General features: G+C 67.3%; 21 protein-coding genes. 13 read left to right on the top strand and 8 right to left on the bottom strand.

Features of this window, described 5'->3' with window-relative positions:
* Nucleotides 1–30 precede the first annotated feature (30 nt).
* A complete protein-coding gene (locus NX780_RS21310; protein WP_258829891.1) occupies nucleotides 31–1,719 on the top strand; it encodes a methyl-accepting chemotaxis protein in 1,689 nt (562 codons plus the stop codon).
* Between the two features lie 85 nt (nucleotides 1,720–1,804).
* Nucleotides 1,805–3,580 (top strand): ABCB family ABC transporter ATP-binding protein/permease, encoded by a 1,776-nt coding sequence (locus NX780_RS21305; RefSeq protein ID WP_258829890.1) that lies wholly within the window; start codon nucleotides 1,805–1,807, stop codon nucleotides 3,578–3,580.
* A gap of 3 nt (nucleotides 3,581–3,583) precedes the next feature.
* On the opposite strand, the gene purU is transcribed toward NX780_RS21305, so the two are convergent.
* From purU to NX780_RS21290, 3 genes are all read right to left on the bottom strand, one after another.
* A complete protein-coding gene (gene purU, locus NX780_RS21300) occupies nucleotides 3,584–4,477 on the bottom strand; it encodes a formyltetrahydrofolate deformylase (protein ID WP_258829889.1) in 894 nt (297 codons plus the stop codon).
* 202 nt (nucleotides 4,478–4,679) lie between these two features.
* Nucleotides 4,680–5,426 carry a LytR/AlgR family response regulator transcription factor gene (locus NX780_RS21295; protein WP_258829888.1) on the bottom strand — a complete coding sequence of 249 codons (747 nt, stop codon included), beginning with the start codon at nucleotides 5,424–5,426 and terminating at the stop codon, nucleotides 4,680–4,682.
* On the bottom strand, nucleotides 5,423–6,649 hold the full coding sequence (locus tag NX780_RS21290; RefSeq protein WP_258829887.1) for a sensor histidine kinase: 1,227 nt from the start codon (nucleotides 6,647–6,649) through the stop codon (nucleotides 5,423–5,425). The genes NX780_RS21295 and NX780_RS21290 overlap by 4 nt, the downstream gene beginning before the upstream one ends.
* Before the next feature lie 153 nt (nucleotides 6,650–6,802).
* Between NX780_RS21290 and NX780_RS21285 the strand changes: the two genes are divergently transcribed.
* Nucleotides 6,803–7,333, top strand: coding sequence for a GNAT family N-acetyltransferase (locus NX780_RS21285; RefSeq protein WP_258829886.1), 531 nt, complete (start codon nucleotides 6,803–6,805; stop codon nucleotides 7,331–7,333).
* Here the strand turns inward: NX780_RS21285 and NX780_RS21280 are convergent.
* Entirely contained in the window at nucleotides 7,326–7,775 is a 450-nt protein-coding gene (locus NX780_RS21280) for a hypothetical protein (protein ID WP_258829885.1), read from the bottom strand. The genes NX780_RS21285 and NX780_RS21280 overlap by 8 nt on opposite strands.
* 143 nt (nucleotides 7,776–7,918) lie before the next feature.
* A complete protein-coding gene (locus tag NX780_RS21275) occupies nucleotides 7,919–10,423 on the bottom strand; it encodes a TonB-dependent receptor (protein ID WP_258829884.1) in 2,505 nt (834 codons plus the stop codon).
* Nucleotides 10,424–10,660: 237 nt separating this feature from the next.
* Between NX780_RS21275 and NX780_RS21270 the strand changes: the two genes are divergently transcribed.
* From NX780_RS21270 to NX780_RS21255, 4 genes are all read left to right on the top strand, one after another.
* A complete protein-coding gene (locus NX780_RS21270; protein WP_258829883.1) occupies nucleotides 10,661–11,671 on the top strand; it encodes a LacI family DNA-binding transcriptional regulator in 1,011 nt (336 codons plus the stop codon).
* Nucleotides 11,672–11,734: 63 nt separating this feature from the next.
* Nucleotides 11,735–14,068: a glycoside hydrolase family 65 protein gene (locus NX780_RS21265; protein ID WP_258829882.1), complete on the top strand. Its 2,334-nt coding sequence runs from the start codon at nucleotides 11,735–11,737 to the stop codon at nucleotides 14,066–14,068.
* Nucleotides 14,065–14,703, top strand: a complete 639-nt coding sequence (pgmB, locus tag NX780_RS21260; protein ID WP_258829881.1) for a beta-phosphoglucomutase — start codon at nucleotides 14,065–14,067, stop codon at nucleotides 14,701–14,703. The genes NX780_RS21265 and pgmB overlap by 4 nt, the downstream gene beginning before the upstream one ends.
* Nucleotides 14,704–14,757: 54 nt before the next feature.
* Nucleotides 14,758–16,041: an MFS transporter gene (locus NX780_RS21255; RefSeq protein WP_258829880.1), complete on the top strand. Its 1,284-nt coding sequence runs from the start codon at nucleotides 14,758–14,760 to the stop codon at nucleotides 16,039–16,041.
* Here the strand turns inward: NX780_RS21255 and NX780_RS21250 are convergent.
* Both NX780_RS21250 and NX780_RS21245 read right to left on the bottom strand, forming a co-directional pair.
* Nucleotides 16,023–17,912, bottom strand: coding sequence for a putative bifunctional diguanylate cyclase/phosphodiesterase (locus NX780_RS21250; RefSeq protein WP_258829879.1), 1,890 nt, complete (start codon nucleotides 17,910–17,912; stop codon nucleotides 16,023–16,025). The genes NX780_RS21255 and NX780_RS21250 overlap by 19 nt on opposite strands.
* 119 nt (nucleotides 17,913–18,031) lie before the next feature.
* Nucleotides 18,032–18,553, bottom strand: coding sequence for an ankyrin repeat domain-containing protein (locus NX780_RS21245; RefSeq protein ID WP_258829878.1), 522 nt, complete (start codon nucleotides 18,551–18,553; stop codon nucleotides 18,032–18,034).
* Nucleotides 18,554–18,590: 37 nt separating this feature from the next.
* Between NX780_RS21245 and NX780_RS21240 the strand changes: the two genes are divergently transcribed.
* The 4 genes from NX780_RS21240 (at nucleotide 18,591) to NX780_RS21225 (ending at nucleotide 21,002) form a co-directional block, all read left to right on the top strand.
* Entirely contained in the window at nucleotides 18,591–18,764 is a 174-nt protein-coding gene (locus NX780_RS21240; RefSeq protein ID WP_258829877.1) for a hypothetical protein, read from the top strand.
* Between the two features lie 24 nt (nucleotides 18,765–18,788).
* The gene (locus tag NX780_RS21235) at nucleotides 18,789–19,490 is read left to right on the top strand and encodes a pirin family protein (RefSeq protein ID WP_258829876.1); all 702 of its coding nucleotides are present in this window, start codon (nucleotides 18,789–18,791) and stop codon (nucleotides 19,488–19,490) included.
* Nucleotides 19,491–19,550: 60 nt separating this feature from the next.
* Nucleotides 19,551–19,934, top strand: a complete 384-nt coding sequence (locus tag NX780_RS21230) for an OsmC family protein (RefSeq protein ID WP_258829875.1) — start codon at nucleotides 19,551–19,553, stop codon at nucleotides 19,932–19,934.
* Between the two features lie 105 nt (nucleotides 19,935–20,039).
* Nucleotides 20,040–21,002, top strand: coding sequence for a class I SAM-dependent methyltransferase (locus NX780_RS21225; protein WP_258829874.1), 963 nt, complete (start codon nucleotides 20,040–20,042; stop codon nucleotides 21,000–21,002).
* On the opposite strand, the gene NX780_RS21220 is transcribed toward NX780_RS21225, so the two are convergent.
* Entirely contained in the window at nucleotides 20,981–21,931 is a 951-nt protein-coding gene (locus NX780_RS21220) for a LysR substrate-binding domain-containing protein (RefSeq protein ID WP_258829873.1), read from the bottom strand. The genes NX780_RS21225 and NX780_RS21220 overlap by 22 nt on opposite strands.
* Before the next feature lie 137 nt (nucleotides 21,932–22,068).
* On the opposite strand from NX780_RS21220, the gene NX780_RS21215 reads away from it, so the two are divergent.
* Together NX780_RS21215 and NX780_RS21210 are read left to right on the top strand one after the other, a co-directional pair.
* Nucleotides 22,069–22,671, top strand: coding sequence for a DedA family protein (locus tag NX780_RS21215; protein ID WP_258829872.1), 603 nt, complete (start codon nucleotides 22,069–22,071; stop codon nucleotides 22,669–22,671).
* Between the two features lie 102 nt (nucleotides 22,672–22,773).
* A complete protein-coding gene (locus NX780_RS21210; protein ID WP_258829871.1) occupies nucleotides 22,774–23,811 on the top strand; it encodes a hypothetical protein in 1,038 nt (345 codons plus the stop codon).
* The last annotated feature ends 95 nt before the right edge of the window (nucleotides 23,812–23,906 follow it).

Below are 23,906 nucleotides of genomic sequence, written 5' to 3'. Positions count from 1 at the left end.
AATGCGTCCACCGAAACATTCTTTATAAAAATGAAACTTGCAAACTTGAAGATCGCCAAGCGCCTTGCTTTGGGCTTCGGCATTGTCGCCGTCCTGCTGGTCGGCAGCCAGGCCATCGGCATCCAGATGCTTGCCAAGGTCAGCGCGGGCAGCGTCGACGTTGCCGAGCGCCGCGTGCCGAACATCATCGCCACCACTGCGGTGCTGGCCGAAGTCAACGATCAAGCCATTGCGATCCGCAACATGATGCTCAATGCCGATCCTGCCGACCGCGAGAAGCAGCGTGCCGAGCTGGCGTCCTCGCGCAAGGAGATACTGGAAGAATTCGCACACCTGCGCCAGACCCTGCTGTTCCCGAACGCCCTGGCCCTGCTGGACCGCATGGTGGCGGCCAACGACAAGTACGTCGCGGGTGGCGACCAGCTCCTGAAGCTGATCGAGGCGGGTGACCAGGAACAGTCCCACGCCTTCCTGATGAGCGTGCTGCGTCCCGCCCTCGCCGAGCTGAAGGGGGCTGTGAACGACCAGCTCGCCATGCAGAAGGAATTCAGCATCAAGACGGCCGACGAGGCGGTGGCGCTGGACCGTTCGATGCGCGTCTGGATGGTGGCGCTTGCCCTGGCTTCCCTGGCTGCGGCCGGGGCGATCGGCTACTGGATTACCCGCTCGATCACCCGCCCGGTGGCGCGTGCCCTGGAGGTGGCCAACACCGTCGCGGCCGGCGACCTCACCAGCCGCATCGAGGTGACGACGACGGACGAAACCGGCCAGCTGCTGAACGCCCTGAAAACGATGAACGAATCGCTGGTGCGTACCGTGACCGTGGTGCGGACCGGCACCGACACCATTGCCACCGCCTCGCGCGAAGTCGCCAGCGGCAGCCTCGACCTGTCGACCCGCACCGAAGAACAGGCCAGCTCGCTGGAAGAAACCGCTTCGTCGATGGAAGAGCTGACCTCGACCGTGAAGCAGAACGCCGACAATGCGCGCCAGGCGAATACCCTGGCCGCGGCGGCATCGATGGTGGCCGAACGCGGCGGCCAGGTGATCGGCGAAGTGGTCGGCACCATGGGCCGCATCGATGCCTCGGCCGGCAAGATCGCCGACATCATCGGCGTGATCGACGGGATCGCCTTCCAGACCAATATCCTGGCCTTGAATGCCGCCGTGGAAGCGGCGCGGGCGGGCGAGCAGGGCCGCGGCTTCGCCGTCGTGGCCAGCGAAGTGCGCAACCTGGCCCAGCGTTCGGCAAGCGCTGCCAAGGAAATCAAGGCCCTGATCGTGGAATCGACCGAGGCCGCCGGCGCCGGCAGCAGGCTCGTGGCCGAGGCGGGCAGCACGATGCAGGAGATCGTCGACAGCGTGCGCCGCGTGACCGACATCATGAGCGAGATCAGCGCCGCCAGCGCCGAGCAGACGGCGGGCATCGAGCAGATCAATTCCGCAGTGGTGCAGATGGACCAGGTAACGCAGCAGAACGCCGCCCTGGTCGAGGAAGCGGCGGCAGCGGCCGACTCGATGCAGGAACAGGCCGCACGCCTGGCCGAGGCGGTATCGGTGTTCCGCACCGGCGCCGAGGCGGCTGCCCCGGCCCCCGCCAGCACGGCGCCGGCGCCTCGCCTGGCGCCGCCGGCACGCACCGGCGCGACCAGGCCGGCGCCCGTGCGCAAGCCGGTCGCCGCCGTAAAAGCAGCCGAGCAGGAGTGGGAAGAATTCTGAACCTGTCCTGAGGATGCGGAGGACGCCCGGCGAACGCCGCGCCCTGCGCACCGGTCCAAGCCTTATTCTCATGCGGGAAAAGGCGATGGCGGGCGCACACGACAGCGGGGCGGACGGGCGCATCAGCGCCGAGTTGTGGCAGGTGATCAAGCGCTACCGCTGGCGCATCGCTGCCGCGGTCGCGCTGCTGCTGGTGGCCAAGCTGGCCACGGTGGCGGTGCCGCTGCTGCTCAAGCGGATCATCGACGCGCTATCCGGCGCCGAACTGCCGGCCAGGCTGCCGCTCTACCTGCTGGTCGGCTACGCGCTGCTGCGCTTTTCCTCGACCCTGTTCAACGAATGGCGCGACCTGCTGTTTGTGCGCGTGACCCTGGAAGCCGTCTCGGCCTACGCGCGCAAGACCTTCGTCCACCTGCATGCCCTCGGCCCGCGTTTCCACGCGCGGCGCAAGCTCGGCAGCCTGCTGCCCGATATCGACCGCGGCACCGGCGGCATCGCCTTCCTGCTGGGCGTGGGCCTGTTCACCATCGTGCCCACCCTGGTCGAGATCGCGCTCGTGCTGGGCATCATGCTCAGCCGCTACCCGGCCGGCTTCGCCGCCGTCATCCTGCTCACCTTCCTGCTGTACGCTGGCTTCACCCTGGTGTTCACGGCGCGCCGCGTGGTCTACCAGCGCCGCGTGAACAAGCTCGACTCCAGCGCCAAGGGGCGCCTGGCCGACAGCCTGATCAACTACGACACGGTCAAGTTCTTCAACAACGAGGCGCTCGAGGCTGAGCGCTTCGGCGCCATCCTGAAGGACTGGCGGGCGGCGGGCGCGGCCAACCAGCGCGCGCTGTTCACCCTGCACGTGGGGCAGAGCGCGGTCATCGCCCTGGGCGTGGCGGCCATCATGCTGCTGGCCGGCCAGGCCGTCATGCAGCGCCAGATGAGCGTGGGCGACCTCGTCCTGATCAATGCCTTTGCGCTGCAGGTCTGCCTGCCCCTGAATGCCCTGGGTTTCGTGTACCGCGAGGGGCGTGACGCCTGGGTGAACACGGAGCGCCTGTTCGAGCTGCTGCGCGAGCAGCCCGAGATCGTCGATGCGCCAGGTGCGCCGCGGCTAGCCGATGGTCCCGGCGAGGTCGTGTTCGAGCACGTGAATTTCCACTACGAGGCGGCGCGTCCCGTGCTGGTGGACGTCAGCCTGCGTATCGCGCCCGGCACGACGCTCGCCGTGGTCGGGCGCAGCGGCTCGGGCAAGTCGACCCTGGCGCGCCTGCTGCTGCGCTACTACGACCCCGCGAGCGGCCGCATCCTCGTCGACGACCAGGACATTCGCGCGGTGGCGGCCGGCAGCGTGCGCCAGGCCATCGGCGTGGTGCCGCAGGAGACGGCGCTGTTCAACGACACGATCGGGAACAATATCGCCTATGGCCGCGTCGGCAGCACCCGCGAGGACGTGATCCGGGCCTGCCGCGCCGCCCACCTGCACGAGCTGATCGAATCGCTGCCCGAGGGCTACGACACCCAGGTCGGCGAGCGCGGCGTGAACCTGTCGGGCGGCGAAAAGCAGCGCATCGCGATCGCCCGCGCCGTTTTGAAAAACCCGGGTATCCTGATCTTCGACGAGGCCACGTCGGCGCTCGACGCCGTCTCCGAACACGCCATCACGCAGGAACTGGACCGGCTGGCGCAGGGCCGCACCACCCTGATCATCGCGCACCGGCTGTCCACCATCGTGGCCGCGGACAGCATCGTGGTGATGGACCGCGGACGCATCGTCGAGCAGGGCAGGCACGAGGAGCTGCTGCGGCGCAAGGGGCAGTACGCCCGGCTCTGGCTGCTGCAGCAGCGGACGGAAAGGGAGGCCGAGCGCTGAGCCTCAGCTGCCCCGGAACACGATGGTCTTGTTCCCGTGGACGAAGACGCGGCGCTCGATGTGGAACTTCACCGCCGCGGCCAGCGCCATGCACTCGTTGTCGCGGCCCACGCGCACCAGCTGCTCGGGCTTGAAGTTGTGGTCGACGCGGGTGACCATCTGTTCGATGATCGGGCCTTCGTCCAGGTCCGGCGTCACATAATGGGCGGTGGCGCCGATCAGCTTGACCCCGCGATCGAAGGCCTGGTGATAGGGCTTGGCGCCCTTGAAGCCGGGCAGGAAGGAGTGGTGGATGTTGATGCAGCGCCCGGCCAGGCGACGCGCCAGCTCGTCCGAGAGGATCTGCATGTAGCGCGCCAGGATCACCAGCTCGGCGCGGGTTTCCTCGACCACTTCGAGCAGGCGCGCTTCCTGCTGGGCCTTGTTCTCTTTCGTCACCGGCAGGAAGATGAAGCGGATGCCTTCGCGCTCGACCATGGGGCGCAGGTCGAGGTGGTTCGACACGACGGCCGTGATCGACATGTTCAGTTCGCCGTTGCGGCGGCGGTAGAGCAGGTCGTCGAGGCAGTGGTCGTCCCTCGAGACCATGAGGACGGTCTTGACCGGCTCGGCCGCGTCGTGGATCTTCCACTGCATGTCCAGGCGGGTGGCGACGCCGCTGCCGAACTGTTCGTGGAGCTCCTCGATGGATGGGGAACCGGCCTGGCGGCGGAACACGGCGCGCATGAAGAAGCGCTCGGTGGAGTCGTCGTCGAACTGTTCCAGCGCGCAGATGTAGCAGTCGCGCTCGGCGAGGAAGGTGGCCACGGCGGCGACGATGCCGATGCCGGCGCGGCAGGCGGCGTTGAGGATGTATTCGGGGGCGTGCGGGGGCCTGGCGGATTCAATCGGGGTCATGCGGTCGTCCTGTCGGTAAGTGGGACGCCTGCGCATTCGCGCGGGGAGCCAGGGCTGGAACGGCGGATGGCCGGATGCCGCTGGCGCCGCCGTGCAAGCCTTGTGGACAAAGCAGACGTTGTCATTCAGTTATCTTGGCCGATGCGGCCGGCGCCGTCAAGCCGCACACGTCGAAGAGCCCGGGCTCAGCCTGCCATGGCCGTCAATCCCGGAACAGATGCGTGAACGTACGGCTGACGGGCAGCTTTTCCTCGCAGCCGCGCAGCAGGACCTGCATGCGCTCGGCGTCGATGCGCTCAACCGCGGCGATTGCGCCGACGTTCACCAGGGTGCCGCGGTGGATCTGCCAGAAGCGGTCGCGGTCGAGGCCGCCCAGCAGGTCCTTCAAGGGAGTGCGCACCAGCGCTTCCGAATCCGGCAGCACCACGCGGGTGTACTTGGTATCGGACTGGAAGAACAGCACCTCCTCGACGTCGATCAGGCGGATCTGGCGGCCGACCGTCGCTTTCAGCCACTTGAGCTTTTCGCTGCGCGCGCCGGGCAGGCTCGTTTTCAGGTGCCGCAACAGGTCGCCGAGGTCGGCGGGCGACTGGCTCAGCTTGGCGCGGATCCGGGCCAGGGCGCGCTCGAGGCGGTCGGCCTGCACGGGTTTGAGCAGGTAGTCGACGGCGCCGGCGTCAAAAGCGTCGACGGCATACTGGTCGTAGGCGGTGACGAAGACCACGTGGGCGCCGTCGCCGATGCGTTCGGCCACTTCGAGGCCGGACAGGCCGGGCATGCGGATGTCGAGGAAGACCACCTCCGGCTCGTGTTCCAGGTAGCCGTCCCAGGCGTCGTTACCGTTCTCGGCCTCCAGCACGATGCGCGCTTCCGGCCAGCTTGCCGCCAACATGCCCACCAGGCGCTCGCGCATCAGCGGTTCGTCTTCGGCGATCAGGACGGTCGTCATGCGGCCTCCTGCCAGGTCGCGCGCGCCAATGGCAGCACGACTTGCGCGGCCACGCCGGGATCGGCGTCGTACAGCGCCAGTGCGGCATCGTCGCCGTAGGCCAGGGCGAGGCGCCGGCGCACATTGTCGAGGCCGGCCCCATCGCCCGGCGTGGCGCTCATGCCCACGCCGGTGTCGCGCACCCGGATCACGGCCCTGCCATCTTCTTCGAGCGCGCTGACCAGGATGGCGCCGCCGCGCAGCGAGGGTTCGATCCCGTGCTTGATCGCGTTCTCGACCAGGGTCAGCACCAGCATGCTCGGCACCTGCAGCGGCGCCAGGGCGTCGGGCAGGTCGAGGGAGAAGTCCAGGCGCTTGCCCATGCGCGCCTGCATCACGCGCAGGTAGGCGGCGATGGTGGCGAATTCGTTGGCAAGGGTGACCTGCTCGCGCCGCATATCGCTGAAGCTGGCGCGCAGGAAGTCGATCAGGTCGGCGGTGAGGGCGGCGGCCCGCGGCGCGCCGTCGGCCGCCAGCTGTTGCACCGCGCCCAGGGTATTGAAGAGGAAGTGCGGCTCGATCTGGGCGCGCAGCATGCGCAGCTTCGATTCGCTCAGCTCGCGCGCCAGGCGTTCGGCTTCGGCGTCGCGCTGGAGCTTGCGCGTCATGGCTTCCTGCTTGCGGCGGCGGATGCGGCCGACGATCAGGATGGGCGCAACGCCCGTGGCGCAACCGATTGCCGCCGCGAAGAACATGCGCGGCAGGCGTTCCAGTACTTCCGAGATCGGCGCCGCCTGGAGGACGATGCTTACCAGGGCGCTCGCGAGGCCGCCCACGACGACCCCTGCGACGGCGTACAGGACCACCCGGCGCCGGGTGGCGACCACATAGCTCATGTTGAACCAGGCCGCGATGGCGCCCAGGAGCAGGCTGAATCCGACGAGGTTGGCGATCCCGATGGCGCCGAGCCAGCTGAACTTGTCGACCAGGAGATGCAGGAGCACGCCGGCCAGGGAGAACCCGGCCGCGAACTTGGCGAGGGCCAGCCAGAGCCGCCGTCCCTGGTAGACCTCGCAGAACGCGCGCATCTCCTGGCGCTCGGTCGGCGTCATCGACATCAGCTTGCACACCAGGTAGCGGCGGGGGCTGAAGCGCCACCGCGCTTCCAGCAGCGCGGGGTCGTCCTGCACGGCAAGCCGTTCACGCTCCACGTCGTCGTACCAATCGATCAGCCTGCGCCACATACATCCTCCAGCTCATTAATATAAAGCAATAAGGACAGTGTAGGGAAGGCGCGGCGCACCGGAAACCGCGAGGCGACGAACGACGAAAGCGCGCGACGAACGACGGCAGCAGGCGGCCTCATGCTACGATGGCGGACTTTTGCCCGTCGTTTCATGCAGCACGAATACTCTTGCGAACTGCGCCCCATGCGCCCGGCCGACCTCGACGCGGTATTGCATGTGCAGGCGGCCTGCTACCCGGTGTCGATGCAGGAACCGGCCGCGATTGTCCTGTCGCGCATGCGCGCGGCGCCCGGCAGCTGTGCCGTCGCCGTGGATGCCGAGGGTGTGTGCGGCTACCTGTTCGCCTATCCGAGCCGGCTGGGTGTGGTCACGCCGCTGGATGCGCCCTTCGCACCGGCGCTTGAGGCGGACACGCTCTACCTGCACGACCTGGCGGTCGCGCCGCGCGCCCATGGGCGTGGGCTCGCACGCAGGCTGGTGGCGCATCTCCTGGAACACGGCCGTTCGCTGGGCCTCCCTACGTCGAGCCTGGTGTCGGTGCAGGACACGGCGCCCTTCTGGGCTGCGCTCGGCTATCGTGAGGCCGAGGTCGCATGTCCCCAGGCGCGCGCGGCCCTGGCCGGCTATCCGGGAACAGCCCGCTACATGCGCCGGTCCCTTCGCCAAGAACCTCTTACTTGACCCGGCTGACCCGGGCGGTATTGTTGCTGCCTTCTACTTGCAGGTAGAAGGCGCCGAGCATGCCGCGCTCGATGCTGACCTTCGGGTTGCTGGCAACCGGCAGCGCCACCTCGCTGCCGTCGACCACGCGCCAGACCTGGCCGTTGGCGAGTTTGATCTGGGCGCCCGGTCCCCAACCGTCGAAGCGGCCTTCGATGGTGCTGGTGACGGACTTCGCTTCTTCCTTGCGTTTCGCCGGGGCCGTCATCGCCGGGCCCAGGCCGAATGCCTCTTCCTTGCTGCGCGCCAGGGGCGCCGGCGCCTTCACGTCGATCGCGTCATAGCAGGCCAGCCGGGCAGGGCCGTCGGCCAGTGTGCGGCACTTCAGGATCGCATCGCTGGCATGCGCGGGGGCGGCCAACAGGGCGCCGGACAGGAGGAGGGTGAGCGGCAAAGCTTTCATGGTGTCTCGCCAAGGTTGCACAAGCGTTAATTATATTTTTGCTTGCGCATGCGCACGATTCAACAAAGCAAAAAAAGCGGGACCGAAGTCCCGCCAAGAGAGGTGACATGGAAAACTGAAGCCGCGTGTCGAAACGAAACGCGTCAGAAACGGTAGGTCAGCGAAGCCTCCACCGCGCGCCCGAACAGGGGGCGCGCATTGATCGGACCGGTGCCGTTGCCGCTCGTAAGGCGCGAATTGCCCTCGGTCAGGCCCAGTTCGTCCGTGACATTGGTCGCGCTGATGCGCAGCTCGAGGTTGTTGCCCAGTTCCGCCAGCACACCCAGGTCCAGCGTCTCGTAGGCTGGCAGGTATTGCTGGTTGGCCTGGTCTGCCCAGCGGCTGCCGATGCGCGAGTAGGTGCCGTACAGGCGCATGGCGTAATCGCCCACCGGAATGCGGTAGCTCGGCGAGAAGCGGTACTGGAACTTCGGCTGGCGCTGCACGGTGTTGCCGTCGATCGCCGGATTGTCCTTGTACTCGGAATCCTGCCAGTTGCCCGAGAGCTGCAGCTGCAGGCCGGCCAGCGGACGCAGCGCCAGTTCGAACTCCACGCCCTTGCCCTTGGAGCCGCTCACCGAGTACAGCACGCCGGTGGTGGTGATCTGCTGGAAGGAGATGCCGGTGAAGTCGGTGAAGAAGGCGTTCACGTAGGCGCTGTAGAGCGGATTGGCCGTCTTGTAGCCGACTTCGAACTGCTTGACCTTGGGCGTCGGCACGCGCGAGCGGTCGTTCAGCACTTCCTGGGTGCCGGCGTTGCGCATGTCGTCGAAGTAGATGAAGGTGTGACCCTGGTTGGCGCGCACGAAGACGCTGCTGTCCTTGGTGAGCTTCATCAGGCCGCCCACGGTGAAGGAATTGACGGAGTCGTCGCGCTCGAGGCCCGTGTAGCTGCCGGTCGGCACCGAGGTGCCGTTGTTGTAGAGGGTCAGCGGATTGCCGTCCGGGTCGACCGTCCCGAGGTTCGAGATCGAGGCGTTCAGGCGCTGCTTCTCGCGGCGCACGCCGGCGTCGAGCTTGATGCGGTCGCTGATGCGCCATTCGTCGGCGATGTACAGCGCCGTGTTGTCGCCGTCATAGGAGGCGACCGGCGCATAGAAGACATTGCCGTCCTTGCCGTTGTTGGCCACGACGACGCCATTGTCCAGGCGCACATTGATCAGGCTGGCCTGCGGGGTGGCGCTCATCAGGTGGCTGTTGCCGAGGAACCAGCGGTCGCGCGAGGAGTAGTTGGCGAGGTAGGCGCCGGCGGTGACGGTGTGGGCGCCGATATCGCGGCTGACGCGGAACTCGTTGGTAGAGGAGCGCAGCTTCTTCTCGACCGCCCAGAGGCCGGCCTGCACGACCTGCTGGTTCGGGGAGACGGCGCCGCCTTTCACCCAGCTCATGGTGCCGCTCGTCGCCCGCACGCCGCCGGCGGCAGCCAGGGCTTCCGGATTGGCATTGGCCGAAGCGATGGCCGCCTGCAGGTAGTCGGCCGCGCTCAGCGGGTTGTTACCGGTGAACATGGCGATTGTGTTGAGGTCGCCATTGAAATGGTTGAACTTGTTCGACACCTGCCAGCCGTTCAGGTTTTGCTGGAAGTCGACGCCGAACAGGGTCGATTTCAGGCCGCGGCCGTCGCCGAGGTCGTAGTCCAGGGTGCGACCCGGGGCGGCCTCGACGGTGAAATGGCGCATCTCGTTGCTCATCAAGGTGCCGGTGAGCGGGTCGAAGCCGGGGAAGGCGCTGATCGAGCGGCCCTCGTTCGCCGAGATCAGGGGCAAGCCGGTATAGAAGGCGTTCTTGTCGTCGGTGCCGCGGGCATAGATCGTCAGTTCGCCACCCTCCAGCTTGCGGGTGATCGAGGCCGACAGCTGGCCGCCGTCGTCCGCCGGGAAACCGGACTTGCGGATGCCGTCGGTCACGCGGTAGAAGCCGCCGACCATGCCGTACCAGTTCTCGGCGATCTTGCCGCTGTAGACGCCGTCGAAGCGGCGCAGGTTGCCGGTGCCGACCGTGAAGCGCAGGCTGCCTTCCGGCGTGTCGGTGCCTTTCTTCATGATGAAGTTCATGGTCGCGCCCGGCTGGCCGACGGAATAGATGGTGCTCGGGCCGCCGCGCAGCACTTCCACGCGCTCGATGGTGTCGTCCAGGCGGAAGGAGGACGAACCCTCGAAGAAGGACAGCACCGGCACCGGATAGATCGGATTGCCGTTCATCTGCACCGAGACGAAGGGCGAATCGCTGCCCGAGGGGAAGCCGCGCACCTGGATGTTGGCGCCGGACTGGCCGCCGGTCGGCTCGGCATAGGCGCCCGGTACCAGCTTCATGATGTCGGCGGTGCTGCTCGGCGCCGCCATCTTGAGCTGTTCTTCGGTGGCGGTGGTGATGCTGAAGGCGGCGTCGATCTTGCGGGTGCCGCTGCTGGAGGCGGTGCCGGTGACGACAACCTGCTGGATTTCCTGTTGCACGCCGGCCGGGCCGGCGGGATCGGCCTGTACGGTAGCGGCCGGGGCGGCGGTGGTTTCCTGCGCCGCCACCTGGCAGTGCAGGGACAGGGCGAGGACGGCGAGGGCGATGGCGGATAGTTGCGGCGAGGCGCTGCGCGATGGTGCGGACTGGTTCATGAGTAGGCTCTCTGTTGTTGTGGAATGCGGCTACTGGCGGGGCGTCTCCTCCCCGCACGAACCCTGTCGATGTAAATGCTCAACAAGGAAAGTGTGGCCATTGAATCATCGAATGTTATCGATGTCAACGGAATTGTTATCGATGTCATTTGGTCTCGACAGCGCGGAAAAACCTGTCATAATGCTTACTGTTCAGAAGCAGTCTCATTCACGCAACACTTTTACGACGCGGTATTCATGGCACAAGCGAAGCACGGCAAGGCGCCCGGCGATCCGGGACCGACGATGGAAGACCTGGCGAAACTCGCCGGCGTGTCCACCATCACGGTCTCGCGCGCGCTGCGCGACAGTCCGCTCGTGACCGAGAAGACCCGCGAGAAGATCCGCCAGCTCGCCAGCGAGCAGGGCTACCGCTTCAACATCAGCGCCCGCAACCTGCGCATGCGCCGTTCCTACTCGGTGGCGGTGGTGGTCGAGATGACCCCGGTGAAGGGCCGGCCCATGTCCGATCCCTATCCGCTGGAACTGCTGGGCGGCATCACCCAGGAACTCACGACCTCGGGCTACAGCGTGGTGCTGACCTCCAAGCAACTGCTTGACACGGCGCCGGTGCAGGGGGCCGATGGCCTGATCCTGCTGGGCCAGGGCTCGCATGGCGAAGCGGTGAAGGCGCTGCAACAGACCAATCTGCCGCTGGTCGTGTGGGGGGCGCCCGAGGATGGGGCCGACTACGTCGTGGTCGGCAGCCACAACCGCAAGGGCGGCGCCAGCGCGGCCGAACGCTTCCTGGAGCAGGGCCGGCGCAAGCTGATCTTCCTGGGCGACGTCGACCACGCCGAGGTGCAGGAGCGCTGCGCCGGTTTCATCGAGGCCTTGTCGGGTCGCGCCACCGTGCACATCCTCCGTCCCAAGGCGTTTACCTTCGAAGCTGGCTTCGAATGCGTCTCGACGCTCCTGAAGAAGAAGCCTGGCCTGGCCTGCGACGGCCTGTTCGCCGCCAGCGACCTGCTGGCCATGGGCGCGATCCGCGCACTCACCGAGGCAAGCCTGCGGGTGCCGGACGACATCTCCGTCATCGGCTACGACGACACGCCGGGCGCCGCAAGCTTCGTGCCCCCGCTCACGAGCGTGCACCAGTACCTGCGCGACGGCGGAGTGCTGCTGGCGAAGAAAATGCTGGCCATGCTCGAAGGCCAGTCCGTGCAATCCGAAATGCTGCCGACGACGCTGATCGTCCGGCATACCTGACAACCCCCCAACCGGAGCCGGCCGCGCTCGAAGCAGGGCGGCCATGACGAGGAAACCGAACGCATGAATGACATCGATAACATGGCCTTGCCGACCGATCCCTGGCGTATCCACGAGCGCGGTCTCGATCCGGCCCGCAGCTTCCTGCACGAGACCCTGTTCTCCCTTGGCAACGGCTACATCGGCATGCGCGGCACCCACGAGGACATGCCGGGCCAGCCGGGCAGCACCCTGGAAGGCACTTACCTGAACGGCTTCCACGATACCGAGACGATCCACTATCCCGAGAACGCCTACGGCCTGGCGCGCACCAACGAATTCATGCTGAACGTGCCGAACGCGAAGAAGATCGCCCTCTTCGTCGATGGCCGGCGCGTGAACAGCGGCAGCGGGCGCATCGTGTCCTACGAGCGCAGCCTGGACTTTCGCGCGGGGGTGCTGGAGCGCCGGGTCGAGTGGGAACTGGACGAGGGCAAGCGCCTGCGCATCGACAGCCGCCGCCTCGTGTGCTTCGGACGCAAGCACCTGGCCGCCATCGAATACCGGGTGACGGCGCTGAACTTCGATGGGATTGTGCGCCTCGAGGCCCTGCTCGACGGGGAGGTCAGCAATATCCAGGCCGGCGACGACCCGCGCGTGGGCTCGGCGATCAGCGGCCCCTCGCTGCTGCCGGTCGGGCTTGAAGCCTTTGAACACGGCCTGGTCTTGAGCCAACGCACCCGCAACAGCGGCTTCCTGCTCGCGAGCGGGATCGCGTGCGCCGCCTCCGGCGTCGACGGCATCCTCGCATCGCGTCTCGATGCGGGCATGGCCTTCGAAGCGCCCCTGCGTGCAGGCGAAGCGCTCACCCTGCACAAGTACATCGCCTACGTCAGCTCGCGCGACGTCGCCGCCGAACAGGTTGCGGCGCAGGCGCGCGCCGAGATGAAAGCCGGCCTGGCGGATGGTTTCACAGCGCTGGCGGCGGCCCAATCGGCCTACCTGGGCGACTTCTGGGCCAAGGCCGACGTCGAGATCGCGGGGGACGACGCCCTGCAGCAGGGCGTGCGCTTCAACCAGTTCCACCTGCTGCAGTCGGTGGGGCGCGACGGGCGCACGAATATCGCGGCCAAGGGCGTCACCGGCGAAGGCTATGAAGGCCACTATTTCTGGGACACGGAAATCTACGTCTTCCCCTTCTTCCTGTTCTCGAAACCCGAGATCGCGCGCGCACTGCTGCAATACCGTTACGGCGGCCTGCCGAAGGCGCGCCAGCGGGCGCGCCAGATGTCGCACGAGCGCGGCGCGCTCTACCCCTGGCGCACCATCGCGGGTGAAGAATGCTCGGCCTATTACCCGGCCGGCACCGCCCAGTACCACATCAACGCCGACGTCGCCTATTCGATCCGCCTCTACCTGCTGGCGACCGGGGACTTCGACTTCATCGCCCAGTACGGCGCCGAGATCGTGCTGGAGACCGCGCGCATCTGGACCGGCATCGGCAGCTACGACCGGGAAGGGCGTTTCTGCATCAATGCCGTGACCGGGCCGGACGAATACACGGCGGTGGTCAACAACAACTACTACACGAACGCCATGGCGCGCATGCACATGGCCTTCGCCTGCGAGATCGCCGACCGCCTGCGGGCCGAGCGCCCGGACGAATGGCGGCGCCTGGCGGGGGCCATTGGCCTGGAGGAGGGCGAGATCGCCGCCTGGCGTGCGGCCTGCGCGGCCATGCACCTGCCCTACGACGCGGAACTGGGCATCCACGCCCAGGACGACAGCTTCCTGTCCAAGAAGCCCTGGGACTTCGCGGCTACCCCGGCCGACAAGTACCCGCTGCTGCTGCACTACCATCCCCTGGTGATCTACCGCCACCAGGTGTGCAAGCAGGCCGACGTGGTGCTGGCCCTGCTGCTGCTGTCCGACGAATTCGAACTGGCGGACAAGCGCCGCGACTTCGATTTCTACGAGAAGGTGACCACCCACGACTCCTCGCTCTCGTCCTGCATCTTCAGCATCGTCGCGGCCGAAGTGGGCTATGCCGACAAGGCCTATGCCTACTTCATGGAGACCGCGCGCCTGGACCTGGACAACACCCACGCGAATACCGAGTACGGCGTGCACACCGCCGCCATGGCCGGCACCTGGCTGGGCGTGGCCTACGGTTTCGCCGGCATGCGCCTGAACGGCAGCGGCCTGCGCTTCGCCCCGACCATCCCGGCCAAGTGGAGCCGCTACGCCTTTCGCGTGCACGTGCACGGCGCCCTGCTCGAAGTGACGGCCGAAGCCGGCGGCACGCGCTACCGCCTGGTGGAAGGCGAGCGGATCGCCTTCCTTCACCACGGCGAGACCATTGAACTGACGCAGGCCGCGCCGATCAGGCAGGCTGCCAACCCGGGAGCGACGCAATGAAGTACCAGGCTGTGATCTTCGACCTCGACGGTGTCATCACCGACACCGCCCACTACCACTACCTGGCCTGGAAGCGCCTGGCCGAGTCGCAGGGCATCCCTTTCGACGAAGCCTTCAACGAGGAGCTCAAGGGCGTCGACCGCATGGGATCCCTCGCACTGATCCTGGCGCGCGGCAGCCGCAGCTACACGCAGGAGGAAAAGCTGGCGCTGGCCGATGCCAAGAACCGCCACTACCAGGAGCTGATCGCCACCATGACGCCGCAGGACCTGCTGCCCGGCGCCCTCGAGGCGCTCGAGGCGGTGCGGGCGGCGGGCCTGAAGACCGGTCTCGCATCGGTCAGCAAGAACGCCTTCACGGTGCTCGACCGCCTCGGCATCCGCGAGCGCTTCGACACCGTGGTCGACGCCGCGCGCATCGCCAACAGCAAGCCGCATCCGGAGATCTTCCTCACCGCGGCCGCCCAGCTTGGCCTGGCGCCGCGGGACTGCCTCGGTGTCGAGGACGCGGTGGCCGGTGTGGCTTCCATCAAGGACGCCGGGATGGTGGCGGTGGGTGTCGGCAGCCCGGAGGTCCTGAGGCGCGCGGATTACGTGATTCCCTCGATGCGCGAATTCAGGCTCGGGGATTATTGACGCGTTACTCTAGTTACTAAATACACGCACAAATACACCAATACAGGAGACAGCGTGACTAATCCAGGCAGCCAGGCTTCCGGCAAGCGCCGCATCTTGCTGGCGCTCTTCCTCATCTACTTCATGTTCGCCATCCTGCTCAACAGCGTCGGGACGGTGATCATGCAGGTCATCAACAACTACGGCGTCGACAAGTCCTCGGCCAGCCTGCTCGAAGGCTTCAAGGACCTGCCGATCGCCATCGTGTCCTTCCTGCTCGCGTCGAGCATGCCGCGCATCGGCTACAAGCGCGCCATGCTGGTGGCGCTCGGCATCGTCGCCGTCGCCACGCTGGCCATGCCGCTGCTGCCGGGCTTCGCCACCGCCAAGCTGCTCTTCCTGTGCGTGGGCGTGTCCTTCGCGCTGGTGAAGGTGTCGGTGTATTCGACCGTGGGCCTGGTCGCGGACGACCGCAAGCAGCACGCCGGCTACATGAACCTGCTGGAAGGCTTCTTCATGGTCGGGGTGCTGAGCGCCTACTGGATCTTCGGCGCCTTTATCGATTCCGCCAGCCCCGCGTCCACCAGCTGGCTGAACGTGTACTGGCTGCTGTCCGCCATGTGCGCGCTGACCTTCCTGCTGGTCCTGTCGACCCGCTTCGACGAAAGCGGCGCGGCCCCCGTGGCCAGCCAGGGCCCGGTGCAGGACTTCTTCGAGATGCTGCGCCTCTTCCTGCGCCCGCTGGTCTGCGTGTTCGTGCTGACCGCCTTCCTCTACGTGCTGGTCGAGCAGAGCGTCGGCACCTGGCTGCCGACCTTCAACAACGAAATCCTGAAGCTGCCGGCCGCGATGAGCGTGCAGGTCACCAGCATCTACGCCTTCTGCCTGGCGGTCGGCCGCCTGTCGGCCGGGGTGATCATGCGGCGCCTGAACTGGTTCCCGGTCATGATCGCCTGCGTGCTCGGCATGGGCGCGACCATCCTGATGGCGCTCCCGCTCAGCCACGGCATCGCCCACGACCCGAACGTGGGATGGAGCAGCGCGCCGCTCGCGGCCTTCGTCTTCCCGCTGATCGGCCTGTTCATGGCGCCGATCTACCCCGGCATCAACTCGGTGATGCTCAGCTCCCTGCCGCGCCACCAGCATGCGCCGATGACGGGTCTCCTGGTGATCTTCTCGGCCCTTGGCGGCACCACGGGCTCGATGGTGACGGGCTATGTGTTCGGCCGCTTCGACGGCCAGCTCGCCTTCTACCTGACCCTGGTGCCGATCGGCCTGATGCTGGTCGGGCTCACCGTGTTCCGGCGCCAGGTCGAGCGTAGCGGCGCGGGTCTGGCGCCTCAGGCGGCGGGCGCCTGAGCCCTGGCGAGGATGAAGTCCGTGCAGGCCGCGGCGGACAAGGGCCTGGAGTAGTAGTAGCCCTGCAGCTGGTCGCAGTCGGCCTTGCGCAGGGCCGCGACCTGTTCCGCGGTCTCGCCGCCTTCCGCGATCACGGATAGCTGGAGGCGGTGGGCCATGGCCACGATGGCCTGCACGATGGCGAGCGACTCGGCGCTGTGGCCCATGTCCTGCACGAAGGACTTGTCGATCTTGAGCTTGTCGAGCGGCAGGCGCTTGAGGTAGCCGAAGCTCGAGTAGCCGGTGCCGAAGTCGTCGATGCTCAGGGTCACGCCGAGGTCGCCCAGGCCGCGCATCACGACCACGCTGCGCTCCGGGTCGGCCATCGACACGCTTTCGGTCAGCTCCAGTTCCAGCAGTTCCGGCGGCACGCCCGAGGCCTCGAGCAGCGTGGTGACGGAGGCGATCACGTCCGATTGCAGGAACTGGCGCGCCGACAGGTTCACGGCCACCGGCGCCACGTCCAGGCTGGCCGCACGCCACTCGCCCAGCTGGGCGACCGCCGTGCCCAACACCCAGTCGCTGATCGGGACGATCAGGCCGGTCTCCTCGGCGATGGGGATGAACTCGTCGGGAGGAATCACGCCGAATTCGGGATGGCGCCAGCGCACCAGCGCCTCGAAGCCGGCCAGGCCGCCGCTCCTCAGGTCGACCTTGGGCTGGTACTCGACGAACAGCTCGTCCTGGGCCAGCGCCCGCCGCAGGTGGCTCTCCAGGGTCAGGCGGCGGCTGGTCTCGGTGCGCAGGGTGGAGGAATAGGGCTGGATCTCCCCGCGCCCCTGTTTCTTGGCGTAGCGCATCGCCGTCACCGCGTTGTTGAGCAGGGCGTCGGCGTCGTCGCCGTCCTTCGGCATGAGCGCGGTGCCGATGCTGAAGGTGAGCGCGATCTCGCCGCCCGGCGCGGGGATGGCGCGATTGGCCACCGCCATGATGCGCTCCAGGGCCCGTTCCGGCTCCGGATGGTCGCTCCTGGCATGCAGCAGGATCAGGAATTCGTCGCTGCCCGAGCGCGCCAGCAGGTCGCCCTCGCGCAGCAGGGCCTGGACGCTCCTGGCGATGTTCACCAGGATCTCGTCGGCCACGCGGTGGCCCAGCAGCTCGTTGAAACGCTTGAAGCGGTCGATGTTCAGGCATGCCACCAGGGCCGGCCGCCCATGCTCGCGGCAGCGCGCGATGCTGGCCTGGATGGCGCGCACCATCTCCTGGCGGTTCGGCAGCCCGGTCAGCACGTCGTGCGCCACCAGCCACTCCAGCTGGCCCGCCGTGCCGGCGGCTGCGCCGTGTGCGCCATGGCTGGCCCGCTCGGCGCGCAGCTCTTCGCTGAGCGACTGTGCCGCCATGGCCAGCTGGCGCGAGTAGATCAGCTGCTCGACCGTGCGCGCCAGGTCGCGCAGGGCGTCCAGCTCGGCGGGGCCGATCTCGCGCGGGCGGCGGTCGATCACGCACAGGGTGCCGATCTTCTTGCGGTCGATCGAGTACAGCTGCACGCCCGCATAGAAGCGCAGGTGGGGCGAGCCGGTCACCAGGGGATTGTCCTCGAAGCGGGCGTCGCGGGACGCGTCCGGCACCACCAGCGGCTCGTCGGCCAGGATCGCGTGCCCGCAAAAGGAGATGTCGCGCGGTGTTTCGGAGGCGACCATCCCGGTGCGCGACTTGAACCATTGGCGGTCGCGGTCGATCAGGGAGACCAGGGCGATGGGCACGTCGAGCAGACGCGCGGCGGTGCGGGTGATGCGGTCGAATGATTCTTCCGAGCCGGAGCCCAGGAGATTGGTGGCATGCAGCGCCGCGAGGCGCTGCGCTTCGTCCAGCGGAATGCGTGGTCGTTCCATGCTTGCCTTCCATGATGGAACGCCTTGCGTTCCGTACATGTATTACGCCAGAACCAGAAATAGTTTGCAATGTTGCCACAGGCAATCGTACGGCCGGGCTAACGCTCCGGATTTCCGGCTCACGACGGCACCTTCGACAGCAGGGCGGCGGTGTCGGCGGCGCCCATGCGCATGGCGGCGGAGAGCGGACTGAGGCCGTCGGCGTCGCGCAGTTCCGGGTCGGCGCCGCGCTCGAGCAGGAGCCTGGCGATGTCCTCGCGGTTGAACATGGCGGCGAACATGAGGGCCGTCTTGCCGTTCGGCCCGGCGCTGTCAGGCAGGGCGCCGCCGTCCAGCAAGACCGTCGCCACCGCGACGTCGCCCTTGAAGGCGGCGCCGAGCAGGGGCGTCTGGCCGGCGTCGTTCATGAGTTCCGGGTCGGCCCCGTGCGCCAGCAGGATGCGGGCCGTGTCGGCATGGCCGTGGTAGCTGGCCAGCATCAGGAGGCTGTCGCCGCGCTCGTTGCGCAGGTTTGGCGGCAGGCCCTGGACCAGCAGTTCGGCGATAAGCGGGGTGTCGCCGCTGCGGGCGCTCTGGAATACGCGGCGGACGAAGGCCAGGGTGGCTTCGTCGAGCTGGCTGGCGTCGCTCGCTTGCTGCATCGTTGGCTCCATTGGATTCGGATTGGACGATTAGACCATGCCCGCAGCGATGGACGGCGCACGCCGGATGCCGGAACGGGCGTTCGAAAATTTCGATGATAGGGCGGAAAACTACCCGTTTTTCAATCGCCGCGGCGGCGCGCATAATGGCTCCATCGCATCGAAGAACAGCAAGGCGCCAGGCGCCGGCGGTAATCGAGAGCTTCGATGATCCATCATAGAAAAGGAGAACACCATGTTGAACGTACGTAAAGCAAACGAACGCGGCGCCGCAAGCTTCGGCTGGCTCAAATCCCAGCACAGCTTCTCTTTCGGCCACTATCACGACCCGAAGCACATGGGCTTCGGCCCGCTGCGCGTGATCAATGAAGACCGGGTCTCCCCGGGCCGCGGCTTCGACTCGCACGGCCACCGCAATATGGAAATCATCTCCTATGTGCTGGAGGGCGCGCTGGAGCACAAGGACAGCATGGGCAACGGTTCGGTGCTGCGCTACGGCGACGTGCAGCGCATGAGCGCGGGCAGCGGCGTGGTGCACAGCGAGTACAACCACTCGAAGGAAGAGGGCGTGCACTTCCTGCAGATCTGGATCGAACCGAACACCATGAACGAAGCGCCCGGCTACGAGGAAAAGCACTTCGACGCCGCCTCGAAACAAGGCCGGCTGCGCCTGATCGCCTCGAACGACGGCCGCGACGGCTCGGTCTCGATGCGCCAGGATGCCTCCATCTACGCCACGATCATGAACGGCGACGACGCGCTGACCCACGAGCTGGCGGCAGGGCGCCTGGCCTATGTCCACGTGATCCGCGGCAGCGCGCTCGTCAATGGTGTGCAGCTGGCCGGCGGCGACGCACTGAAGGTCAGCGGCGAGGAAGCCGTGCGCCTGGAAAAGGCGGAAGCGGCCGAAATCCTGGTCTTCGACCTGCCGCAGTAAGATCGAGTCAATAGAAGAAACCGGCGCGGGGTGGCCCGCGCCGCCAACAGGGAGAAGAACATGGAAGTGACCGTCCACAAGGGCAATGGCCCGCTGCAGCAGATCCTGAGCATCGGCAAGCATGAGCTCCTGAGCGATGCCACGGCGAGCATCGGCGGAGAAGACAGCGGCCCCGAACCGCACGACCTGTTGGCCGCCGCGCTGGCGGCCTGCACCGCGCTGACGGTCACCATGTATGCGCGCCGCAAGAGCATGCGGCTGGAGGACGTGCGGGCGCGTATCGAGCACGGCCAGAAGGATGGCGCCTATGTGTTCCAGCGCCACATCGAGTTTGCCGGACAGCTCGATTCTGATGAGCGTGCGCGCCTGCTCGACATCGCCATCAAGTGCCCGGTGCACAAGACGCTGTCCGGTACGATCCGGATCGAGACCACCGCGGGCTGACTCCGCGCACGCTTGGCCACGGACGAGCGCGCGGAGCGCGTTTGGCATACCATCTGCCTCGCAAGAAAGATGATTGTCAACGACTCCGACGCCCGGGAGGCCGGCATGCCTGAATCGTCCGCTTCAACTGCACCCCTACCAGCTCCGGTGCTGCGCCGCCGCGAGCACTGCCCCGGCTGTCACCGGAGCAGCGCCCGCACCCTGCACAAGGAGCCGCTCGACAGTCCGGGCATCAGCCGCTACATGCGCGAACACTACGAGCGCAGGGTCGAACGCGATTTCTCCGGCTACGACTATGAGCTGGCCCAGTGCGAGCATTGCGGCCTCGCTTACCAGGCCCAGGTGCCGACCGAGGAACTGCTCCAGGAAATCTACGACCGCTGGCTGCCCGCCACCGAGCGCGAGGCGGTGGTCTCGCGCTGGGGACTGGACGACTACCGCTACCTGGCCGGGCAGGTCGAGTTCATGCTCGACCATTTCCGCATGCGCCCCAGCAGCATCCGGGCCCTGGACTTCGGCTTCGGCTGGGCCGAATGGGCGAAGATGGCCGGCGCCTTCGGCGTGAACGTGTGCGGGGCCGAGCTGTCGCAGGTGCGGATCGATTATGCGAAGTCGGTCGGCATCCCGGTCGTCGATGCCAGCCGGCTGCCGGATGGCGAATTTCATTTCATCAATACCGAGCAGGTCTTCGAGCACCTGCTCGAGCCCGGCGAGATGCTGCAGCGCCTGGGACGGGCGTTGACACCCGGCGGCCTGATCAAGGTCAGCGTGCCGAACTCCGAAAGATCGATCCGCAAGCTGGTCGGCAGCGGGGATTTCTCGCGCCTGGACGACGGCGACATCATGGCCATCGCGCCCTTCGAGCACATCAACGCCTTCACCCATGCGTCCCTGAGCGCCCTGGGCCGCGAGGCCGGGCTGGTGCCGCTGCGGCCTTCGCTGCGCAAGCTCTACAACAGCAGTTCGGGCTGGATGGAGCCCAAGTCGGCGCTCAAGACGCTGGCGCGGCCGATCTACCGACACCTTTATCCGAAGAGCACCTTCGTCTACTTCGCGCGGCCCGCCTGAAGTCCCTCGGCCTCGTGGCAGTGGCGCGCCATCATGCGCTCGAAAGGCGCGTGCTCCCGCACACGCTTCAGCCACCAGGCCAGCGCCGCGCCTTCCTCGCCGCTGCGCCAGGCGAGGTAGAAGGTTTCGTCCGGCTTCGGTTCGACCACCTCCTTCTCGACCAGCAGGCCGGCCTCGATGGCGGGACGCGCCCAGGCTTCCGGCAGGAAGCCGAAGCCGATGCCGCGCAGCTGGAAGGTGTACTTGGTCTCCATGTCCGGCACCGCCAGCATGTCCTGGCCGAACAGCAGGCCCACGGTGCGCGGCCCCAGCTGGCGCGCCGAGTCCGACACGGCCACGGCGCGGTAGGGCAGCAGGTCGGCCTTGTCGAGCGCGCGGTCGATGGAGGCCAGCGGGTGCGCGGGGGCCACCGCGAACACGAAGCGGCTGCTGCCGATCGGTTCTGCCGTATAGCCGCCGCCCGAGGGGCCTTCGCCGGCCGCGCCGATGAGCAGGTCGACGCGGCGGTCGAGCAGGGCGTCCCAGGTGCCGGACAGGACTTCGCGCACCAGCCGCAGCCGGGTCTGGTCGGCCACGGCGTAGAAGGCGGCGATGTCTTCCTGCAGGCCGCTCGGCGCCAGCATCGAATCCATGCCGATGGCGATCTCGGTTTCCCAGCCGGAGGCGACGCGCCGCACGCGCGACTCGAGGTCGCCGGCGGCCTTCAGGAGGTAGCGGCCTTCCTTCAGCAGTTCCTTGCCGGCCTCGGTGAGCGCCACGCGCGGACCGAAGCGGTCGAACAGGCGCACGCCCAGGTCTTCCTCGAGCTTGGAGACGGTATATGAAATCGTGGAGGGGACGCGGAACAGTTCCTTAGCCGCACCCGCGAAGGAGCCCTTGCGGGCGATGGTGTCGACGATCTCGAGTGCATCCAGGCTCAGTTTCAGCAATTGCTTTCCTCCATGACAATCCCGCATGGTAGCGAAAACCCGCCGCGCCCGCCATCCCCAGGGCGGCTCCAAGCGGGCGCGGCGGATGTTGGCAAGATGGTATCGTCATCCCGACTTCCGACAGCGAGCGCATTGCCATGTTCAAGTTCATCACCGACTTCCTCGAATCCAGCGGCTACCTGGGCGTCTTCGTCCTGATGGCCGTGGAGAACATCTTCCCGCCCATCCCATCCGAGCTGATCATGCCGTTCGCCGGCTTCGTCGTCGCGCGCGGCGACCTGAACCTGGCCGGGGTCCTGATCGCCGGCACGGCCGGCTCGATCGCGGGCGCCTTGCCCTGGTACTACGGCGCGAAGATCTACGGCAAGGAGCGGCTGAAGAAGTTTGCCGACCGCCACGCGCGCTGGATGACGGTCACCGCCGAAGACATCGACAAGGCGATCTCGGCCTTCGACCGCCATGGCCGTTCGGTGGTGCTGTTCGGGCGCCTGATCCCGGCGATCCGCACCCTGATTTCGGTTCCTGCCGGCCTGGCTTGCATGTCGCTGGGTCAGTTCCTGCTGTACTCGACGATCGGTTCGCTGGCCTGGACCGGTGCGCTGACCGGCGCAGGCTTCGTGCTGGAGAGTAATTTCGAGCAGGTGGGCAAGTATGTCGACCCTGTCTCGAAGGGTATCTTCGGCATTCTCCTTGCCTGGTATATCTACCGCGTGATCACGCACCGTCCCGCCAAGGCTTGATGCGGGCAGGGGGCGCCGCATGTGGCGCACCCGCCGCACCGCAGCACGCACAAGCGCTGCGTTTGGGCTACACTCGACCTGTTAGAAAGCAGGCCCCAGCCCATGAAGAAGCAGTTGTTGGAAGACTTCGGCGACAGCCAGTCCAGCATGTCGCCGCCACCCGTTCGCCGCCGCGCGCCCGCTGCCACAGCCGCGCCGGCGCCGCCCGCGGACCGCGAGACACGCGCCCGCGCAGGGGTGTGGCGCAGCCGTGCGCCGGCAGCCCCGCCCGGGTTTTCCGAGTCGCCGCAGCCTCGGGCCATCCCGGAGCCGCCTCCCCCGAATCCCGGGCCGCCGCCGGGCAGGCCGGAGCCTTCGCTCGGCATCCCGCCGGAGATCGCCTCGTTCTCGAGCCGCCAGCCGGACTGGACCGTTCCCGTGGAAGCCGAGACCATGCCCTGGACCGAACGTTGGGGCCGCAAGGCGCTGGGATGGAGCCTGGCCCTGGCCGGCATGGTCGCCGTGGCCGGGACCGCCGCCTGGATGGTGCGCGAGACGAAGGTGGAATCGACCCTGGCGATCGTCGCGGACCACACTCCCGCGCCTGTCGGCCCACCCGCGACGGCCGTTCCCGTCGCCCAGGCTGAGTCGTACGAGCCGCCACCGCTCAAGCTGCTGCCGCCCGAGGCGCCTGCTTCCGTCGCCGCTCCCGAGAAGCCGCCCTCCGAACCGCCGGTAGACGCAGCCCTCGCCGCGACAGCGGCGACAGCAGCCGCGGCCGGTGCCGTTGCCGCGCTCCCCGACAAGGCAGAAGCCGCCCCACCGCCCCCTGTGAAAAAGAAGCCTGCGGCGAAACCCGCGCCGCAGCGCCGGGTGGCCGCCGCCCCCGCGAAACGCGACAAGCCCGTCGCCAAGAAAACGGCCAAGCCGAAGGCGCCTTCGGAGCGCGTGCTGGCGCGGGCCCTGGCCGACGCCCAGCGCAGCCGCCAGGAAAGCCTGGCGCGCCCGGCGACGCCACAGGATCCGGGTCCCTCACAGCCGGCCGCCACCGGCGCCCTGGCCGAAACCCTGCGCCTGTGCCGTGCTGCCGGCTACCACGCAACGGCCTGCATCAAGCGCGGCTGCGAGGCTACGCGCTTCGGCCTGGTCTGCCGTGGCTAGTCCTGAGCGAGCGCCCGCAAATCCTTATACCCTCGGTGTCAGGTCTGACATTCGGACACGAGCTCAGCCGTTATTGCTTACTCGCTGCTCTTCTA

Source organism: Massilia agri, assembly GCF_024753255.1.
Lineage (GTDB): Bacteria > Pseudomonadota > Gammaproteobacteria > Burkholderiales > Burkholderiaceae_D > Telluria > Telluria agri.
This window is presented reverse-complemented; position numbering and strand designations above follow the sequence as displayed.

Coding starts and splice junctions, on each gene's coding strand:
- NX780_RS21235 (WP_258829876.1), top strand. CDS start 18,789: ATGTTGAACGTACGTAAAGCAAACGAACGCGGCGCCGCAAGCTTCGGC.
- NX780_RS21230 (WP_258829875.1), top strand. CDS start 19,551: ATGGAAGTGACCGTCCACAAGGGCAATGGCCCGCTGCAGCAGATCCTG.
- NX780_RS21275 (WP_258829884.1), bottom strand. CDS start 10,423: ATGAACCAGTCCGCACCATCGCGCAGCGCCTCGCCGCAACTATCCGCC.
- NX780_RS21270 (WP_258829883.1), top strand. CDS start 10,661: ATGGCACAAGCGAAGCACGGCAAGGCGCCCGGCGATCCGGGACCGACG.
- NX780_RS21290 (WP_258829887.1), bottom strand. CDS start 6,649: ATGTGGCGCAGGCTGATCGATTGGTACGACGACGTGGAGCGTGAACGG.
- NX780_RS21280 (WP_258829885.1), bottom strand. CDS start 7,775: ATGAAAGCTTTGCCGCTCACCCTCCTCCTGTCCGGCGCCCTGTTGGCC.
- pgmB (WP_258829881.1), top strand. CDS start 14,065: ATGAAGTACCAGGCTGTGATCTTCGACCTCGACGGTGTCATCACCGAC.
- NX780_RS21215 (WP_258829872.1), top strand. CDS start 22,069: ATGTTCAAGTTCATCACCGACTTCCTCGAATCCAGCGGCTACCTGGGC.
- NX780_RS21285 (WP_258829886.1), top strand. CDS start 6,803: ATGCAGCACGAATACTCTTGCGAACTGCGCCCCATGCGCCCGGCCGAC.
- NX780_RS21225 (WP_258829874.1), top strand. CDS start 20,040: ATGCCTGAATCGTCCGCTTCAACTGCACCCCTACCAGCTCCGGTGCTG.
- purU (WP_258829889.1), bottom strand. CDS start 4,477: ATGACCCCGATTGAATCCGCCAGGCCCCCGCACGCCCCCGAATACATC.
- NX780_RS21240 (WP_258829877.1), top strand. CDS start 18,591: ATGCCCGCAGCGATGGACGGCGCACGCCGGATGCCGGAACGGGCGTTC.
- NX780_RS21295 (WP_258829888.1), bottom strand. CDS start 5,426: ATGACGACCGTCCTGATCGCCGAAGACGAACCGCTGATGCGCGAGCGC.
- NX780_RS21265 (WP_258829882.1), top strand. CDS start 11,735: ATGAATGACATCGATAACATGGCCTTGCCGACCGATCCCTGGCGTATC.
- NX780_RS21245 (WP_258829878.1), bottom strand. CDS start 18,553: ATGCAGCAAGCGAGCGACGCCAGCCAGCTCGACGAAGCCACCCTGGCC.
- NX780_RS21305 (WP_258829890.1), top strand. CDS start 1,805: ATGGCGGGCGCACACGACAGCGGGGCGGACGGGCGCATCAGCGCCGAG.
- NX780_RS21310 (WP_258829891.1), top strand. CDS start 31: ATGAAACTTGCAAACTTGAAGATCGCCAAGCGCCTTGCTTTGGGCTTC.
- NX780_RS21210 (WP_258829871.1), top strand. CDS start 22,774: ATGAAGAAGCAGTTGTTGGAAGACTTCGGCGACAGCCAGTCCAGCATG.
- NX780_RS21250 (WP_258829879.1), bottom strand. CDS start 17,912: ATGGAACGACCACGCATTCCGCTGGACGAAGCGCAGCGCCTCGCGGCG.